Source organism: Nocardia sp. NPDC049526 (assembly GCF_044465765.1).
GTDB lineage: Bacteria > Actinomycetota > Actinomycetes > Mycobacteriales > Mycobacteriaceae > Nocardia.
Genome location: NZ_JBITMA010000004.1, coordinates 101,952 through 118,710, shown reverse-complemented (window position 1 = coordinate 118,710; position 16,759 = coordinate 101,952). Strand labels below are relative to the sequence as shown.

At 65.2% G+C, this 16,759-nt stretch carries 17 protein-coding genes and 1 pseudogene; 8 read left to right on the top strand and 10 right to left on the bottom strand.

Annotated features, from left to right (window positions below):
• Positions 1–218: 218 nt before the first annotated feature.
• Positions 219–1,118, top strand: coding sequence for an ABC transporter permease (locus ACIBW7_RS14145; RefSeq protein ID WP_397046654.1), 900 nt, complete (start codon positions 219–221; stop codon positions 1,116–1,118).
• Positions 1,115–1,939 (top strand): ABC transporter permease, encoded by an 825-nt coding sequence (locus tag ACIBW7_RS14140; protein WP_397046653.1) that lies wholly within the window; start codon positions 1,115–1,117, stop codon positions 1,937–1,939. The genes ACIBW7_RS14145 and ACIBW7_RS14140 overlap by 4 nt, the downstream gene beginning before the upstream one ends.
• Here ACIBW7_RS14140 and ACIBW7_RS14135 read toward each other — a convergent pair whose 3' ends face one another.
• Positions 1,940–2,800: a helix-turn-helix domain-containing protein gene (locus ACIBW7_RS14135; RefSeq protein ID WP_397046652.1), complete on the bottom strand. Its 861-nt coding sequence runs from the start codon at positions 2,798–2,800 to the stop codon at positions 1,940–1,942. It abuts the gene before it with no gap.
• 237 nt (positions 2,801–3,037) lie between these two features.
• Here ACIBW7_RS14135 and ACIBW7_RS14130 point away from each other — a divergent pair, with 237 nt between their 5' ends.
• The 4 genes from ACIBW7_RS14130 (at position 3,038) to ACIBW7_RS14115 (ending at position 5,658) form a co-directional block, all read left to right on the top strand.
• Entirely contained in the window at positions 3,038–3,385 is a 348-nt protein-coding gene (locus ACIBW7_RS14130) for a DJ-1/PfpI family protein (RefSeq protein ID WP_397046651.1), read from the top strand.
• 193 nt (positions 3,386–3,578) lie between these two features.
• Positions 3,579–3,719 (top strand): hypothetical protein, encoded by a 141-nt coding sequence (locus ACIBW7_RS14125; protein WP_397046650.1) that lies wholly within the window; start codon positions 3,579–3,581, stop codon positions 3,717–3,719.
• A 325-nt stretch (positions 3,720–4,044) separates the two neighbouring features.
• Positions 4,045–4,488 (top strand): DUF4254 domain-containing protein, encoded by a 444-nt coding sequence (locus ACIBW7_RS14120; RefSeq protein ID WP_397046649.1) that lies wholly within the window; start codon positions 4,045–4,047, stop codon positions 4,486–4,488.
• A 747-nt stretch (positions 4,489–5,235) separates the two neighbouring features.
• Entirely contained in the window at positions 5,236–5,658 is a 423-nt protein-coding gene (locus ACIBW7_RS14115) for a hypothetical protein (protein ID WP_397046648.1), read from the top strand.
• Positions 5,659–5,685: 27 nt separating this feature from the next.
• On the opposite strand, the gene ACIBW7_RS14110 is transcribed toward ACIBW7_RS14115, so the two are convergent.
• A complete protein-coding gene (locus ACIBW7_RS14110) occupies positions 5,686–6,570 on the bottom strand; it encodes an EamA family transporter (protein ID WP_397046647.1) in 885 nt (294 codons plus the stop codon).
• Between the two features lie 311 nt (positions 6,571–6,881).
• Between ACIBW7_RS14110 and ACIBW7_RS14105 the strand changes: the two genes are divergently transcribed.
• Entirely contained in the window at positions 6,882–7,859 is a 978-nt protein-coding gene (locus tag ACIBW7_RS14105) for an AraC family transcriptional regulator (protein WP_397046646.1), read from the top strand.
• On the opposite strand, the gene ACIBW7_RS14100 is transcribed toward ACIBW7_RS14105, so the two are convergent.
• Complete coding sequence (locus ACIBW7_RS14100; protein WP_397046645.1) at positions 7,825–9,030, bottom strand: cytochrome P450; 1,206 nt, start codon at positions 9,028–9,030, stop codon at positions 7,825–7,827. The two genes, ACIBW7_RS14105 and ACIBW7_RS14100, sit on opposite strands and share 35 nt — an antisense overlap.
• A gap of 173 nt (positions 9,031–9,203) precedes the next feature.
• Here ACIBW7_RS14100 and ACIBW7_RS14095 point away from each other — a divergent pair.
• A pseudogene (locus ACIBW7_RS14095) lies at positions 9,204–9,860 on the top strand (class I SAM-dependent methyltransferase).
• Positions 9,861–9,866: 6 nt separating this feature from the next.
• Here the strand turns inward: ACIBW7_RS14095 and ACIBW7_RS14090 are convergent.
• From ACIBW7_RS14090 to ACIBW7_RS14060, 7 genes are all read right to left on the bottom strand, one after another.
• Complete coding sequence (locus tag ACIBW7_RS14090; RefSeq protein WP_397046644.1) at positions 9,867–10,463, bottom strand: DUF4126 domain-containing protein; 597 nt, start codon at positions 10,461–10,463, stop codon at positions 9,867–9,869.
• Positions 10,464–10,481: 18 nt separating this feature from the next.
• Positions 10,482–11,279: an ABC transporter permease gene (locus ACIBW7_RS14085; protein WP_397046643.1), complete on the bottom strand. Its 798-nt coding sequence runs from the start codon at positions 11,277–11,279 to the stop codon at positions 10,482–10,484.
• A 2-nt stretch (positions 11,280–11,281) separates the two neighbouring features.
• Positions 11,282–12,187 carry a 2-aminoethylphosphonate ABC transporter permease subunit gene (locus tag ACIBW7_RS14080; protein WP_397046642.1) on the bottom strand — a complete coding sequence of 302 codons (906 nt, stop codon included), beginning with the start codon at positions 12,185–12,187 and terminating at the stop codon, positions 11,282–11,284.
• A gap of 285 nt (positions 12,188–12,472) precedes the next feature.
• Positions 12,473–13,684 carry an ABC transporter ATP-binding protein gene (locus ACIBW7_RS14075; protein WP_397046641.1) on the bottom strand — a complete coding sequence of 404 codons (1,212 nt, stop codon included), beginning with the start codon at positions 13,682–13,684 and terminating at the stop codon, positions 12,473–12,475.
• 26 nt (positions 13,685–13,710) lie between these two features.
• Positions 13,711–14,781, bottom strand: a complete 1,071-nt coding sequence (locus ACIBW7_RS14070; RefSeq protein WP_397046640.1) for a 2-aminoethylphosphonate ABC transporter substrate-binding protein — start codon at positions 14,779–14,781, stop codon at positions 13,711–13,713.
• A 62-nt stretch (positions 14,782–14,843) separates the two neighbouring features.
• The gene (locus ACIBW7_RS14065; RefSeq protein ID WP_397046639.1) at positions 14,844–15,530 is read right to left on the bottom strand and encodes a phosphonatase-like hydrolase; all 687 of its coding nucleotides are present in this window, start codon (positions 15,528–15,530) and stop codon (positions 14,844–14,846) included.
• Positions 15,531–15,538: 8 nt separating this feature from the next.
• Positions 15,539–16,666 (bottom strand): TIGR03364 family FAD-dependent oxidoreductase, encoded by a 1,128-nt coding sequence (locus ACIBW7_RS14060; protein WP_397046638.1) that lies wholly within the window; start codon positions 16,664–16,666, stop codon positions 15,539–15,541.
• Between the last annotated feature and the right edge of the window lie 93 nt (positions 16,667–16,759).

Below are 16,759 nucleotides of genomic sequence, written 5' to 3'. Positions count from 1 at the left end.
GTCGTCGGTGCGGCGAGATTGGACGACGACCTGATCGCCCCGCACGCCGGCGGCGCGCCCGTTTCGGTGGGCAGGGGACGAGAGCGAGCGAGATTGATCATGCGATACGTACTCGAAGAGTGCGGAAAGCAGTACCGGCGGCGGCTGCGTGCGACATGCTGAGAACAGCCGGTTCCCCACCGACAAGCACGGTTGACGCGCAGGATGGGAGCGTGCAGATGAGCATCGGTAGCGACGCGGTATCGAGCACCGTTCAGCAGGAACGCGGCGACGGGGAAAACCGCCGCCTGAGCAGCGCGCGGCTGGTGGACGCGCCACCGCCGCGGATGGCGACGGTGGCGCAATGGTGGGCGCTGACCTGGCGCCTGGTCCGGCCGTCCTGGCGCAATGGTGAACTATTCACCGCGCTGCTCGCGCCAGTGGTCTTCACCGTCGGCTTCTACGTCCCGCTGAACCTCGTGATGTCACTGAACCCCCTCCGGCGGGGCGGGCTGAGTAACTACGCGCAATTCCTCATGCCCATGATCGCCATGCAGGCGATCGCCTTCTGCGCCATTACGGCCGCATTTCGGGCGGCCGCCGATGCCAGGGACGGGCTCAATGTGCGGTTCGGATCGATGCCGATGCTTTCGCCGGTGCCGCTGGCTGCGCGAGTCACGACCGCGCTGGGTCGGGCGGGGGTCGCGCTGGCCGCGGCCCTCGTGTGCGGCCATGTGATCGGCTTCCGCTTCTACGGAAGCTGGTGGGAAACAATCGGTTTCATCGGGTTCGCGATGCTGATCGGGCTGGCGCTGTGCCTGGGTGCCGATCTGCTCGGCAGTCTGACCAAGAGTCCGGAGGCGACCACCCAGGCGCTGATCCTGCCGCAGCTGATCCTCGGCATGGTGTCCAGCGGACTTTCCCCGGTCAGCCAATTCCCGCACTGGATCCAGGGGTTCGCACGCAACCAGCCGGTCTCGCAGTACGTATACGGGCTGCGGGCGCTGGCGGGTGACCCATCGGGCCACGCGGGCGCGGTCGGCTGGTCGATCCTCGGGCCCGGACTGGCCTGGATACTCGGTCAGATCATTGTCTTCGGTGCGGGTGCGGTATTCGTTTCGATTCGGAGGTCGGCATGACCGAGGTACTGACTCCCACCGAGGAATTGCCCAAGGTCTACGGTCGGACCGAGACCTGGCGTCTGCTGATCCCGCAGACGCTGATCCAGACCAAGCGGCTGCTGGTGCGCTGGTGGCGTGATCCGCTGACCGTCGTGCAGTCGCTCGTCTTTCCTGCGCTCCTGCTGATCGTGCTGAATACCGTTCTCGGAAAACAGATTTCGGAGTTCTCCGAGGTGAGTGCGCTGTACGGTTTCGTGCCGATGTCGGCGCTGGTCGGGGTGATGTCCGGTTCGGTGGCAGGTGCCATCACCCTCGGACGCGAGCGTGACGAAGGTCTGCTGGCCCGCTTCTGGGTGCTGCCGGTGCACCGCGCATCCGGACTGGTCGCGCGCATTGTCGCCGAAGGGATCCGGATTGTGCTGTGCACGGCGGTGATGTTCGCGGTGGGGGTGGCGCTCGGCTTCCGATTCCAGCGCGGGCTGCTCGCCGGTATCGCGCTGTTCGGGGTGCCGCTGCTGTTCGGTATCGCCTTCGCCACCGTGGTCACCGCGGTGGCCGTGTTCAGCGCGAAAGCCGCGCTGGTGGAGGCTGTTTCGCTCGGATCGTCGTTGATGATGTTCTTCAGTACCGGGTTCGTGCTGCTGGCCGCTTATCCGCGGTGGGCACAGCCGATTGTGCAGCATCAGCCGATGTCATACGCCATCGATGCCATGAAGGGGCTATCCGTCGGTGGGCCGGTGCGCGACCCGCTACTGGCCACCATCGCCTGGTGTATCGGTGCGCTCGTAGTCTTCGCGATCCCCGCGGCGGTCGGCTATCGCCGGGCCAGCCGCAGCTGATCAGCTCATCTCTTTGGAGGCCCTGTCGATCAGCGCCATGGAGTCGCGCGGGCTGAGCGCCATGGCGCGCAGCTGGTCGAAAATAATGCCGAAGCGGCGGATCTGGGGATGGCCCTCGATCAGCTGATCACCCGCGATGCCCTCGACGTACACCAGTTCCGGATCGGCGGGATCCTTGAAGTCCAGCAGCGTGAAGGATCCGGCCATGCCGGGGTGCACGCCCGCGCTGAACGGAAGTATCTGCAGGATGACGTTTTTCATCTGCGAATCTTCGAGCAGCCGCTTCAGCTGTGCCTTCATGACATCGGGGCCGCCGACCATCCGTCGGATGGCGGCTTCGTCGAGCACCACCCACAGTTCCAGCGGATCCGGCTTGGTGAGATGCATGGTCCGATCCATCCGCGCCCGCACATTGTGCGACACCGTGGCTCCGTCCAGCTTCGGCATATTGGTGTCGATGACCGCCTCGGCATAGTCCGAGGTCTGCAATAGCCCTGGGATGTAGGAGGTTTGGTAGTGCCGGGCCGATAGCGCCTCGGATTCGAAGTTGATATAGGCCGCGTGCACCTCGGTCAGCGTCGCCTCGTACGGGCGGGACATGCCGGGCTTGAGTGCGTCCGACAGGAGTTCGAGCGCATCGTCGCGTTGCTGTTCGGTGACTCCGTAGAGATCCAGCATCGCCATCAGTGTGCGCCGCTGCGGGCGCGCCTGCGCCGTCTCGATGCGGTACAGCGTGGTGATGTTGATGCCGGTCTTGCCGCTGACGTCCTCTTTGCTGAGCCCCGCGTGTTCGCGCATCTCGGTCAGCAGCACCGAGAGCCGCCGCAAACCCGCGGTGAGGACTGTGCGCTTGCCTGCCATGACAACCCTTTCGCCCGGCGCACCCGTTAGCACTCTTGCGTACATGTCTGTAGTAAGTGCCCGCTACACAACGCAAATATGCAATCGCAGCGTGGTCAGAGACTACCGCCTTTTGCAGCAATGAAGTTCGGAGTTTTCGGTGCGATATTCCCTTGTCACGGTAGATCGCGGGTCGGTGGCCGGATCTATGGGGTACACGTCCTTGTAGTCGTGGCGTCCCTACAGAGGCTGGGGGGCGTGGGATCGGCGGAGCGCGGCGACACCGTGGTGGCGGTCGGATGGTGTGCTGCTGCTCGATGTGGCCGGGCATTCGTCTCGGCCGAGGCCGTGCTGCTCGACGGGCGGCGGGCCACCACGCACTGGCCGGCATGCGGTGAGCTCGCGGCACGCTATTCCGGAATCGATGTGGACGCCGATGCCATCTACGTGCGCGACGGTCCGATCATCACCTCGGCGGGTGTGACCGCGGGCATCGATATGGCACTCACGCTCGTGGAGGAGGATCACCGCGCCGAGTTGGCACGCGCATCGGCCGAACATCTGGTTTCTCCGAATTCGGCACTGCACGACCAGATCAGGAGTTGACCCATGCCCGTTTCAGGCCACACTTTGCTCGGGGTCGGATCGGCCGGTACTACGTTGCTGTGATTTCGTAAAATGGTTGCAGCACAAGCAAATTCATTGTCATCGACGTCGAATCCGTTGGCTCGTGCCGCACCGGAATTGATTCGCGTACGAACTGGGCTGCACGATATCGGCCTCGCCGAAATAGCCAACGGTGATCAGCAATTCGACCGTCGCCGATCCGAACAGAGCGCCGCTGGACACACTGGCCGGTGCGATCCTGCGGTTGGCCGATCCGGAGTTGGCGCACCCGACGTGGGAGACGATTCTCGAGTCCAGCGGGTGGGGTGACTAGTTGCCTCGGGACTCCCCGACCGCAGGTGGCGATCGCATACCGCCCACGCGCCGGGCGATGATGTGGCAAACTCTTGGCCACCGGTCCAGCTCCCGGCGAGTATCGAGCGTCAAAGTCGTTGTCACTGACTGTCTGTGGGGTCGCTACTCGGTGACCAGGTCGTGACCGCAGCAATGAGAACGCACTCTTGCGTTCTTGCATTTGTAAGAGCATGATCCAGCTACGCTAGTTGTGAAGAACCGATCCGATGACCGGGATAACCGAATCGAGAGCCAATCATGTTGGTACAAAGCGCGTTGGTGTCGGGTGAATTCGAGGTACGGCGATGAGCGCGCCTACGGTTGGGGTGCTGCCGACCGCTCCGCAGATATTGTGTGCATTTCAGGGACGACGTTTTCAAGATCGTGAATTACTGCGTTCCGCACACGCCCTCGCCGAACTGCACGCACGCCGTGCCGAGGTTCAGGACATGAACCTCGTGGCCGAAATCGATTGCCGTCGTAGCGAACTCGTCGACGATATCAATGAGTGGATTGCGCAGGAGATCCCGCAGCATCGCAATGGTGCTTCGCTACATACCGAGAGCCTAGGTGCGGTAGTGGATCGGATGGCGCGCAGCTGGGTGGAAGCCAACACGGCCATCGATGTCGATGGCGCGCGTAGCGACAATACCCATAAACACTGGTACCACTTGGCGGAACTCGTCGACGGCTACACTGATCTGGTAACCGACGTGGCCGGTGGCCGCCGCCGTTTGCCTGAACAGTAAAGTCTCGCCGGCGACCTTCGTCCGCAATAGTGACACTGCCTCGACAGCGTTACTGCTCAATTGGCGACGTCCCGGGTCCGCGTTGTCCGACCAATGACCCGACCCGGACGCTAACGTCGCAGGCATAGTGACGGCGGGCGCAACGGGGCGCCCCGCCCGGCGTGCCGCGTGGTCGACTGGCGCGGCACGCCCGCCATCGAATTCGCCATTGCCGGCGAATTCGTCAGTGTCCGAACTCATTCGGCGACCATCCGGACCGCTGCCGCCGCGGCGCGAATATTCGATCGTGTCGTGTGCGCGCAGTGCGGCGAGCGGCCGACCCACGGTGCGGACCAGCCGAAGTGATTCCCGCTGCTGGATCAGCGTCCATGCGGCAAGCAGGCCGGCCAACTCACTGCTACGGGATCGGGCACCCGCTGCGGCGAGCATTGTCTCCGGCCGCGCGGTGTGCAGTGCACTCGGCGAGGTCGCCTTCAATCGCTGTGCGGGATGGTCGATCAGCGCGCCTCCCGCGACCGCACCCGCCAATTGAATCAACCGCGCGGTCGGTTTGCTTTCTGCCCAGCGGATTTGGGCCCTTCTTAGATTTCTCCGCTTTACGCTGTACCCACCTCTTGTGCACGACCTCGAGGCTGGTTGGCACGGGGAGGGCATATCCGTACCGGGCCGAACGTTCGGTATGCGGCTATCGTGGCTCGCAGGCGATAGCAGGCCATTCTCGGAGGATTTCGTGAGTGAGGATTACCGATGCCGTACAGTCCGCCGCCGGATCCGACCAACCCGGCCTGGCAACCCGGCGCGGTGGTTCCCGGCCCGAACGCCGGATACTCCGCGCCCGTCCCGAATCCTCCTCAGCAGCAACAACCCTGGGTGTATGCCAACGCCCACGGATGGCAGGGCGGCCCACCGCCGACCGATCGGCGGCCGGGGCCATGGTTCGCCGTAGCAGCGGTGATCCTTGGCATCGTCGGGTGCGTGCTGCCGTTTCTGCCGATCGATCTGACCGGCGTGCGACCGTTGGTCGGCCTTCCGTTCGCAATTGCGGGACTGGTCCTCGGGATCGTCGGCTGCACCGGACAACGCAGTGCCAAGGCCCTGGCGGTCACGGGGATCATCCTGTCCGTCCTCGCGCTCACCGTCGAGTTCATCATGCTGCCCCAGCTGCTCTGAGCAGCCTCCCGTACTGAGCCGTCACGATCAGGAAGTGGCGATGATCGTGCTGGCGATCAACGCGGCGGCCAGCCCGATGACCTGGCTCCGGCGCAGTCGCTCCTTCAGCGCGGACACACCCAGAATCACCGGGACGATGGGGTAGAGCGAAGACAGCACGACTGCCACGGCCAGGTATTGAGTCCGGGTAGCGAAGAGGTAAGACACCAGCGCCACGGCGGCGAGGATGCCGGAACATGCGGCTGCGAGATCGTTTCGATGTCGTTGGGCCGGTGCGGTATCACCGGATCCGGATGCGAGCCGCCATGCGAGCAGGGCGACGAGGACGACGGCCGCGGCCCGGCCCGCCGTCACCGGCCAGATCCCGGCCGCGGGTGCGGCTTGTGCCAGCGCCAGATACTGCACGGCGATGCCGAGCCCGGCGATCAATCCGTCACCGATGGCGGCACCGGCATTCGGGCCGGTGCCGGTGGTGCCGCCCGCGACGAGCCAGAGCGCGGGCAATGCGAGCACGATCCCGGCCCACGCCAATGGTGCCGGATGCTCACCGAGCAGGACAGTTCCGATCAGAACCGGCAGCGCGACACCGCCAACGGCGCTGACCGGTACGACCACCGACATTGCCCCGCGGCTGATTCCGCGGAACAGGAAGGTCATCGCGACACCGGTCCCGACACCGGATAGTGCTCCCCAGCCGAGATCCATCGGCTGAGGCACTGTGTGGGAGACGAACGGCCCGACGAGCGCGGTGCCGACGAACCCGCCGAGCTGGCCCAACAGGGCAACGCGCCCGAATCCGCCGCGCCGCGCCGCGACTCCACCCACGAAATCCGACAGCCCATAGCTCAACGCGGAAACCAACGCCAGTAGCGTGCCCACGATCAGATTCGCCGGTCGTCGTGCATGACTCATGCGTAACCCGGAGGCCGGACCTGTGTCAACGTGGTCCGGTAGTCGCCCGAACTTGCCGATCGGCGAGCGCGCGCAGTTCCGTTGTGGGGCAGAAACTTACGTCACCGGCCCGAGTCCGAGCAGAAGGTGGTTGCACGGCAGTGCGACCGCGCACCCGGTTTATGTTTCGGGGCAGGAAACTTGCGTTGTCGGGAAGATTGTGGATACACGAGTTGGACTGTAGGGCAGGATATTCGGTCGGCGAGTCCGTCCGATTGTTCACTGTGAGCGGGGCGGATATCGTTATTCGTCGAGGTGATCGGGGTATCGACATGAGATACGACGAACTGCACGTGACCGGTGTCGATGAATGGACCGCTGTGGCCAACAGCATCGTTCCCATGGACCACCGGTACCGAGATCGGAACCGGTGGCAGGTCACGCTGATCACGCAGCACACGGCGAGCTACAACCTGCTGCGCTGGGATCAGCCGGGCGACCGACAGGCCTTCCGCACGCCGTCGCACATCCGCCGGATGCCTGCGGAGAACTTCTACTGGCTGGTGGTCCCGGAGCGCGGCACCTTCACGGTCGCCGATGATCGCGAAATCACTTGTGTCGCACCGGGGCAGGCGGTGCTGATGGGGTTGGATCAGCCCCTGCGGTTAGGGGTGCCCAGCTCGGTGGCATTCGGCTTCCAGATCCCACGCACCGAGGTCGACCACGCGATATCATCGCTCGGCGCGCGTCGACCGGTATTCGACCTCGACTCCGGACTCGGACGCATCGCACGCAGCGTGATCCGCGATACCCATGCCGAGCGATCCCGGCTCACCGGTCGTCAATTCAATGCGGTCTGCGACCGGACCACCGAACTGCTGTGCATGATGGCTGTCGGCGACAGCACCCCGCAGCGGCCGCAGCTGGCCGAGACGGCCGAGACCGTGCGCCGGTATGTGCGTGACAATATCGGGGTCGCCGACCTCCGGCTGGCCGCGGTGGCTCAGGCTTTGAGCTGGTCGCCACGGCAGTTGCGGACCGCGCTGGAGCAAGCGGGGACCACGTATCGTGAAGTGCGCCAGGATGAATCACTGCGTGCGGCGCGCGCCATGCTCGAAAGCTCTAGCACGACACTGAGCATCGGTGAAATCGCCGCGCGCAGCGGATTCACCGTCACCTGGTTCTCCGCCGCGTTCAAGACGCGCTACGGCGAAACCCCGAGGGACTTCCGCAAACGCCGGCTGGCCGAGACCATCGACCAGCCGGCGCCGGTGGTCACTCGGCTGGATGCAACCGCACCGGCAGAGTGAGCGGGCCCGCGGTCAGGATCTGCGGGCTGATCTGCAGTGATGCCGAGTCGGACGCCAGGCGCAACTGTGGGAAGCGGTTGAACAGCGTGGACAGTGCAATGCGCGCTTCCAGCCGGGCCAGCGGAGCACCGAGGCAGATGTGCGGCCCGCGCCCGAAGGCCAGCTGACCGCGGTGATCGTGATCGATATCGAAGACATCGGCGTTCGGGTACCGATCCGGATCCCGTCCGACATTGCCGTTCCAGATGACGATCGCGCCCTTCGGCAGATCCACACCCGCGATAGTGAGGTCCTGCTGGGCGTAGCGAAGGTTGGCGCTGTACACCGGGGACCGGTATCGCAGTGCCTCCTCGACCACATCCGCCCAGCGGTCCTGGGTGCGCGCCTTTTCCAGCTGTGCGGGGTTCTCGCTGAGGGCGATGATCGCATTGGCCAGCAGGTGCACCGTTGTCTCGTGTCCGGCCACGATCACCAGCCACAACATATTGACCAGCTCGTCGGTGGTCAGGTTGTCGGTATTGGCGGCAATCAGGGCGGAGGTCATATCGTCGCCCGGCTCGCGCCGTTTGCCTTCGATGAGCTCGGTGAAGAACGCGATCATCTCGCCCATGGCCGTCTGCATCTGCTCGATGGTGCTCGTGTGCGACACGATCGTGGTGGACCAGTCCCGGATTCGGGACCGATCCGCCTTCTCCACGCCGAACAGTTCACAGATCACCCGCACCGGAAGAGGTGTGGTGAAGCGCGGGACGAGGTCGAATTCGCCCTGTTCGTCAGCGAAGTCATCGATGATCTCGGTGGCGATCTGATGAATCCGCGGCTCGAGTCCGGCCACCCGGGCCGGTGTGAATGCGGCGCTGATCGTCTTGCGTAACCGCCGATGGTCCTCGCCGTCCTTGTTCAACATATGGTCGATATCGGTCAGCGCGCGCATCGGCCAATCCGCCGGAATGGTGCCGTCGTGCAGGGCCGGACAGTTCTTGGCGTTCTTGCTGAAGAGTGTGCCGTCACCGGCGAGTACTTCACTCACCGCCTGGTAGCTCGCTGCGCTCCAGGCGGCGACACCGCCGGGCAGCTCGACCGGAACCAGCGCCCCGCGTCGAGCGATTCGTTCATAGGTTTCGATAACCGTTTCGCCATCGGTGGGCAGCTGGATGACCGACTCGGACATTCTGTCTCCAAATTGGTGTGATCGACGGATGGCATCCCCGCCCATCCGAGTTCGTGCGAGGTCAGTGTCGATCAGCCGCCACACCGCGGCGTACCCGATCGATATCCTCTGCTCCGCAACAGAATTTCGCCGCGATCGGAACATAATTTCGGGCGCGGAAGGACTCTCGGCAGATGCGTGGCAAGGTGTGCTGGATGAGTAAGCTCGAGTGGAGTCACAACGCGTACTACCAACGGTTTCTCATCCGGCAGCTGCCCACCCCGTGTACCCGGGTGTTGGACGTCGGCTGTGGTGCCGGGGCGTTCGCGGGGGAACTTGCGCGGCGCGTCGAGCATGTCGATGCGATTGATCGGTCCGCGGTGATGATCGACATGGCGAAGCAGGCTGTGCCGGAACAGGTCAGGTGCATTCTCGGGGATGTACTGTAGCAACCACTGCCCGACGGAACCTACGACGCGATCGTGTCGATCAGCACGTTGCACCACATGCCCCTCGAAGAGGTGCTGCCGGTATTGGCGCGGGCACTCCGGCCGGGTGGTGTGATCGCGGCGGTGGCATTGCCGCGACCCGATCTCGTCCGGGAATTGCCCGTCGAGTTGGCGGCGGTGATCGGGCAGCGGGTGTTCGCGATCGTGTTCCGGATGCTGCGCGCGCGTGGGCGGGGGAGTTGGTATGCGGTGGAGCCGACGCACGATGTCATGCCGGTTGTGCTGGATCCGCCGCTGACGACGCGGCAGGTGCGAGCACGGGTCGCGGCGATTCTGCCCGGTGCGCGCGTGCGGCGGCTGGTCTTCTGGCGCTATTCCCTGGTGTGGCGCAAACCGGTGTAGACGTGCTCAAACGGCTGCCGCGCGTTTGGCCTCGCGACGTTGTCTGCGGCGAATGCGGTAGCGGCGGATTCGGCTCGCCAGTAGATAAACCAGGATCAAGCCGATCACCAGCAGTGTGCCCGCGCAGATCGCCGCCACGACCGGATGGAAGATCGCGATGGTGACGATGCCGCCGACGGTCAGATCCTCGGCGAGGCTCATGACGATATTGCTCGCGGGCTCCGGCGAGGTGTTGATCGCCATCCGTGTCCCGGCCTTCACGAGATGGCTTGCCAGGGCAGTGGTTCCGCCGACCGCAGCGGCCGCCAGCTGGGGCAGCGAACCATCCTGGCCTGCGAGCAGTGCGGCGACGACCGCACCCGATGCCGGGCGCACGATGGTGTGCACCGCATCCCAGAAGCTGTCGAGATAGGGGACCTTGTCCGCGACGGCCTCGACCAGGAACAACACACCGGCCGCGATCAGCACATCGGTGCGCTGCAGTGCCTCCGGCACCTCATCGGACAGACCGGTCACGCCGAAGATCCCGAGCAGCAGGACCACCGCATAGGCATTGACCCCGCTCGCCCAGCCCGCGGTGAAGATCAGGGGCAGTGCTGACATGGGGCCATCGTATGGTGCTCAGCGCAGCGCGGCGCGACCACGCAGCCGACCGAGGACGACCAAGGCGATCAGTGTCACCGCCAACAGCAGGCAGGTACTCGCGGCCGCGTCGAATACCTCACCGCGATCGGTGAGCCCGAAAATGGTGACCGGCAATGTTTTCCAGGTAGCCGGATAAACCATGACGGTCGCGCCGAGCTCGCCCATCGACAGCGCGATCGCCAAACCCGCGGCAGCGCCCAGCGCGGGCAGCAGCAGCGGCAGCGTCACCTGGAACAGCACCCGAACCGGACCCGCACCGAGGGATTCCGCGGCTTGCCGGTAGGCGGGATCGAGCCGATCGAGTGCGGCCGAGACAGTGCTGTAGGCGTAGGCCAGCACCAGCACCGAATGTGCCACGATGACAATCCATTTGGTGCCACCGAGCAGCAGCGGCCGCTCATTGAAGGCGATAAGCACGCCGAGACCTATGGCCACCGACGGCACCGCCACCGGCAGATGGAAGACCGCGTCGGTGAGTTTGCGCCACCAGCCGGGGGCCTCGCGCGCGGCAAGTGCGGCCCAGGTACCCAGAATCAGGGCGACCCCACCGGAGAGCAATGCGGTCTGCAGACTGACCGAAAGACTCGCGGCCTCTTGGCCGGACAGCGCCGCCCGGAAGTTGGCGAGTCCGAGATTCGAGGGCAGCGGACCGGTCCAGCTGCCCGCCAGCGCGGCCGCTACCACAGTGGCGATCGGGGCGACGAACACTACGACCACGACGAGGGCGAAAACCACCAAGACGATTGCCCGGCCACGACGCGTCCAGACCAGCATGCTCAGCTCTCCTGTCGGGTGCGGCCAGTAAAGCCGGCGAAACTCAGCCGATACCCGATATACAGGCTCAGCGACAGCAGCACCTGCACCGAGGCCAGCACGGCCGCGCCCGGCAGGTCGAAGGTCACGATGCCGCGGGTGTAGATCAGCGCGGGCAGGGTTGTCACACCCTTCGCGCCGGTGAACAGCACGATGCCGAATTCGTTGAGCGTCAACAGCAGTACGAGACTGCCGCCCGCCGCCAGCGCCGGCCATGCCTCCGGCATGACCACCTGACGCAGCACCCGCCACGGCGAAGCGCCGAGACTGGCGGCCACATTGAGTTGTTCGCGCGGCAGTTGAGCGAATCCGGCCAAGAGCGGACGCACGACGAAAGGGGTGAAGAAGGTGATCTCGGCGAGGATCACGCCGAGCGGGGTGCTCAGGAAGTCCAGCACCGGCGTCTTTTCCCCGGTGATCCGCGCGATCAGTGCGTTGACGGCACCGGCGGTGCCGTAAAGAAATGTGAAGGCCAAGGTGATCAGGAACGACGGCAGTGTGAGCACCGTATCGATCGATCTGCCGACCAGCGCCGAACCGGGAAACGGCACGAATGCCAGCACAATTGCGAGAAACGTGCCGAGCACCAGACACCCCGCGGTCGAGCAGACTGCAATGGAAATGGTGCGCCACAACGCATTACGGAACGATTCCGAGCCGAGTACCTGCGACCAGACCGCCGTACCTCGACCGTGCTCGGTCTCGGTGGATTCGGCGAGCACCCGCACGATCGGGTACACCGCGATGAACAGGACCACGAGCAGCGGCGGCAGCGTCCACAACACCGGACGCCAATTGCGCCGAAGCGCGGTGGCCGCGGGCGACGCATCGTCGGTGATCTGTGGTTCGAACAGGGCAGAAGTGCTCATGTCCGGGCCTCGCTGCGTCTGCCCGGGGCGCGCCGGCACGTGATTCGTTCTTTCATTGCCGGACTTCCGAATCGGTTGTGGCGAATCCCGGCGAAGACCAGTGCGGGATTGCTCATCGTCGGACTCCCGACTCGGTTGTGCCGGGTCGAAGTGAGTCCCGCCATCGTCTCGGCGACGAGCAGTGCCCGCTCGGCGGTCGGGCTCCGGTCGCCGCCGGGACAACGGAGGTGTCCCCGGAAACGGGAACACGGCGCCACCCCTGCGAGCCGGGAATCGTGCCGCCCCTCATTTCGGCACGTCCGGCTGGGGGGCGGCCGAAGTCACTGCCGCGCCGATGGTTTCGGCGCCGATAGTCGGCGGTATCAGAACTCCCGCCGGGTCCGGGAACCGCACGCCGACGATCGCACCGACCTCGATATCGAGATGGCCGGGCACATCGGCGGTGATCTCGTCACCCAATCCGTCGACCGTCAGCCGCAATCGCGTCGAAGCTCCACGCCACACAGTCGATACGACGGTGCCGCGCATCGCATTCCGGTCGGAGGTGGCACCGATCTGCACGGTATGCGGACGCACACAAAGCAATCCGGGTGCGTCCACGCCCCAACCGCCGGGGATATCCGGTGCCTCGGCCCGCAGCGTAGAAGTCCCGACGGTAACCAGCGCTGCGGTGCCGGATACCCGATTCACGGTGCAGGGCAATAGGTTTGCGCCGCCGAGGAATGCCGCCGTGAAGTCGCTCGGCGGTCGCCGCCACAGATTCTCGGCGGTGTCGATATCGACCAGCCGGGCATCGCGCATCACCGCGATCCGATCCGCCAAGGCCAGCGCCTCGGCCTGATCATGGGTGACATACAGCATTGCCGTATCCGGCAATGCCCTTCGCAACTCCTGCAACTCACCGAGCATCGACTGCCGCAACTGGGCATCCAGCGCCGCCAGCGGTTCGTCGAGCAGCAGCACCTTCGGCCGGATGGCCAGTGCACGGGCGATCGCGACCCGCTGCTGCTGACCACCGGACAGTTCGCGCGGCAGCCGCTTCGCATAGGCCGCCATGCCGACCATCGCCAGCGCCTCGGCCACGCGCCCGTCGATCTCCTTGCGCGGCACCCGATGCGCCTTCAATCCGAAAGCCACATTGTCGTGCGCCCGCATATGCGGAAACAGCGCATACGACTGCACGACCACACCGATCCCGCGCTTGGCGGGCGACAGGTCGGTGACATCGCGCCCGGCCAGCCGCACCGCACCCGTGGTCGGCCGGACGAATCCGGCCAGTGCCCCGAGCGCGGTCGACTTGCCCGAGCCGCTCGGTCCGAGAAGCGCCACTGTCTCGCCGGCGGTAACGCGCAGATTGAAATCGGTCAGTGCGACCGTGGACTTGCGGCCGCGGCCATAGCTGACCCCCACCCGGTCGAACACAATCGCGGGTTCGATTGCGGTGGTGGTTATTTCGGCTGCGAAGACCGACCTGGGATGCGCGTCACCGACAGACATGATTGCGGCTCCTCGGTTTAGTGGATTTACTGCCCGGTGGCCTTGTTGTAAGCCGCCACATCGGCGTCCAGGTCCGAAAGCGCTTTGGTCCAATCGACATTCACGACTTCGACCCCTTTGAGCACGGTGCTGGCCGACGGACCGGAACCGGTCGCCGGGGCATCACGCAGTTCCTTGCGGGCGGGCACCGCGAAGGTGTCGGGCAGCGACTTCTGCGCGTCGGCCGAAAGCAGGAACTCCATGAGCTGCTTCGCCTCGCTCTGGTGCGGAGCGCCCTTGGCCAGGCCCATTACGTAGGGCACGGCCACGGTGGAGCGCTTACCATCGGCGGCGGCCGGGAAGAAGATATTGAACTTCGAGCCCTTGTCCTTGACGGTGGTGAGGTTCATCTGGACATCGCCATTGGCGACAACCAGCTCACCCTTGTCGACCTTTGCCTGCAGCTTGCCGGTGGACGAGGACGGTCCGACGTTATTGGCCTGCAACTTGGCCAGGTAATCCAGTGCGCCCTGCTTGCCGAGCAGATTCTGCAGCAGGATCAGCACCGCGGTGCCGTCACCGGCCTGACCCGGTGTCGAATACTGCAGCTTGCCCTTGAACTCCGGCTTCAGCAGGTCGTCCCAGGTGAGATTGGTGGTGTCGACCGACGGATTGGCAATGAAGGACAGGTAGTTGCCCGCCAGCGTGACGTACGCGCCGTCGGCATCCTTATCGCCGGCCGCGACGAAGCTGGTGTCGATTCCGCTGTCCTGCAACAACCCGGAGCTCTTGGCCTTCTGTATGAACGGCGGCAGCGTCACCAACACATCGGCCTGCGGATTGGACTGCTCCTTGTCCACCCGGTTGACCACCTCACCCGAACCGGCCTCGACCAGGTTCACCGAGATGCCCGTCTTTTTCTTGAATTCGTCGAATTGGGTCGTGTACCAGCTGCCGACGCCGTCGGCGGAGTACACGGTGATGGTCTTGCTGCCGCCGCTGTCGGCGCCGGTGCCCCCACAGGCCGCGGTGAGCGCGACGGCGGTGACGGTGGTGACGGCCAGCGCGGTCCGGGAAATGGTGCGTGCCAGACGGCCCTGCGTGTTCGAAGTACGCACGATGACTGCAACTTTCGGTTCGTATCGGGTGTGGAATCGAAGGGACGGGGGATTCGGGGCGATCAGGTTCGGTCGAGGATCAAGTCCGCGAATTCGGTGACCGAGGCCACCACATGGGTGGCTCCAGCCGCACGCAACTGTGCTGCGTCATGTGCGCCGGTCAGCGTCCCTGCGACGATTCGCGCACCGGCGGCCAGACCGCTGGCGATATCGCTGGTGGTATCACCGAGTACCGCAACCTGATCCACGGCATCGACGCCGAGCCGCAGCAGCGCGGTCAGGACCATGTCCGGGTACGGGCGGCCGCGTCCGGCATCCGAGGGGGCCAGCGTCAGATCGGCGATCTCGTTCCAGCCCAACGCATTCAGCAGCCGATCCTGGGTACTGCGGCTGAAGCCCGTGGTGAGCGCGACCTTGACTCCTGCCGCACGCAGCGCGGAAATCGCCTCGGCCGCACCGGGAATCGGTGTGATATCGACCTCGTCGATCAGTGCGTCGTAGGCGGTCTCGAAGGCGAGGTTGGCGGCCTGCGCGCGCTCCTCGTCGGCGAGCAGGGCGCGGAAGACCGCGATCTTCGACTGGCCCATGGTGTCGAGCACATACTGGCGGGCCCTATCACGTTGCGGCCCTGCGGTTTCGATACCGGCACTGGTCGCAGCGGTATCGAAGGCGCGCAGTACCAGTCCGCCGTCGGCGACCGTGGTGCCCGCCATATCCAGGACGGCCAGGGTGATGTTCTTATCCGACACGGTGCTCCTCAGAGATTCAGCAGGTCGGCGGTTTCCGCGCCGATCGCGGGGCCGAGGGTCATGCCGCGCCCGCCCGGACCGGTGATGACCCAGATGTGCGCATCGGCCTTCGTGCGGGTCACGATCGTGGCCGGATCGATGCTCTGGCTGTAGACGCCCGCCCAGCGCCGCACCACCTGTGGGAGTTTGCGTCCCAGCAGTTCCTCGGTGACGGCGGTGAGGTGTTCGTACGGCGCCTCGTCCACATCGAAGGCGAAGGGCTCCTCGTATTCGTGGGTGTCGCCGATGGTGAGGCCGCCGTTCAAGCGCTGTACGCACAGCAGCTGCATCCTGTGCTCGGCGGCGATCGCGGTCTGCGATTGCTCCGCGTTCAGCACGTCCGACTCCGGACCGGCGAAGCCGGGGTAGTAGCGGAAGCTGTCGCCGTCGGCGATCGCGGTGGTCAGCGGTTCGCCGAGCGGCGCGGTCTGCATCATCTGCAGCCGGACTCGGCGCACCGGGATGGTGCCGACGAGTTCGCGGGTCAGGCCGGTGTGCGCGGCGCCCGGACAGACCAACACCAGATCTGCTTCGAAGATGCGGCCATGATCGTCGAGAACTGTTGCGCCGGAACCGGTATCGGTGACCCCGCGCGCCTCGGTGCTCGCATGGAAGGTGTAGCGGTCCGATGCGGTCATATGGGCGCGCAGCGCGGGCAGTGCCTGCCGGGATTCCACCGCTGCATCGGTCGAACAGTGCAGTCCGGCAAGGAATTTGCCGCGCAGGGCCGGATTGAGCGCGCGTACCTGTTCGGTTTCGAGCAGTTCGAAGCCGCGGGCGTCGGCATGCGGGCTCGCCGCGGCGGCCTCGGCGACCGCGAGTTCGGTGTGGGTGCGCACCAGCGTGATCGATCCGGCGGGCCGGAATCCGACACCGGGCACCTTGCCGCCGATTTCCTCCCACAGTTGCCGGGAACGCAGCGTGAAGTCCAGTTCGGTGGCCGAGCGCCCGGAAACCCACACCAGGCCGAAATTACGCACCGTGGCGCCGCGCGCCTCGGGCTCCCGCTCCAGCTGCACGACCTCGTGACCACGGCCGATGGCGGCCAGGGCGTGCGCCGTGCCGAGGATTCCGCCGCCGATGATGACCAATCGCATGAATACATAATGCGCAATGGTCTAGACCAAGGAGTGTTGCGCGCGCGAACGCTGGGTTAACAATTGGTATAGACCAATCCGGGGTAGGCTGTC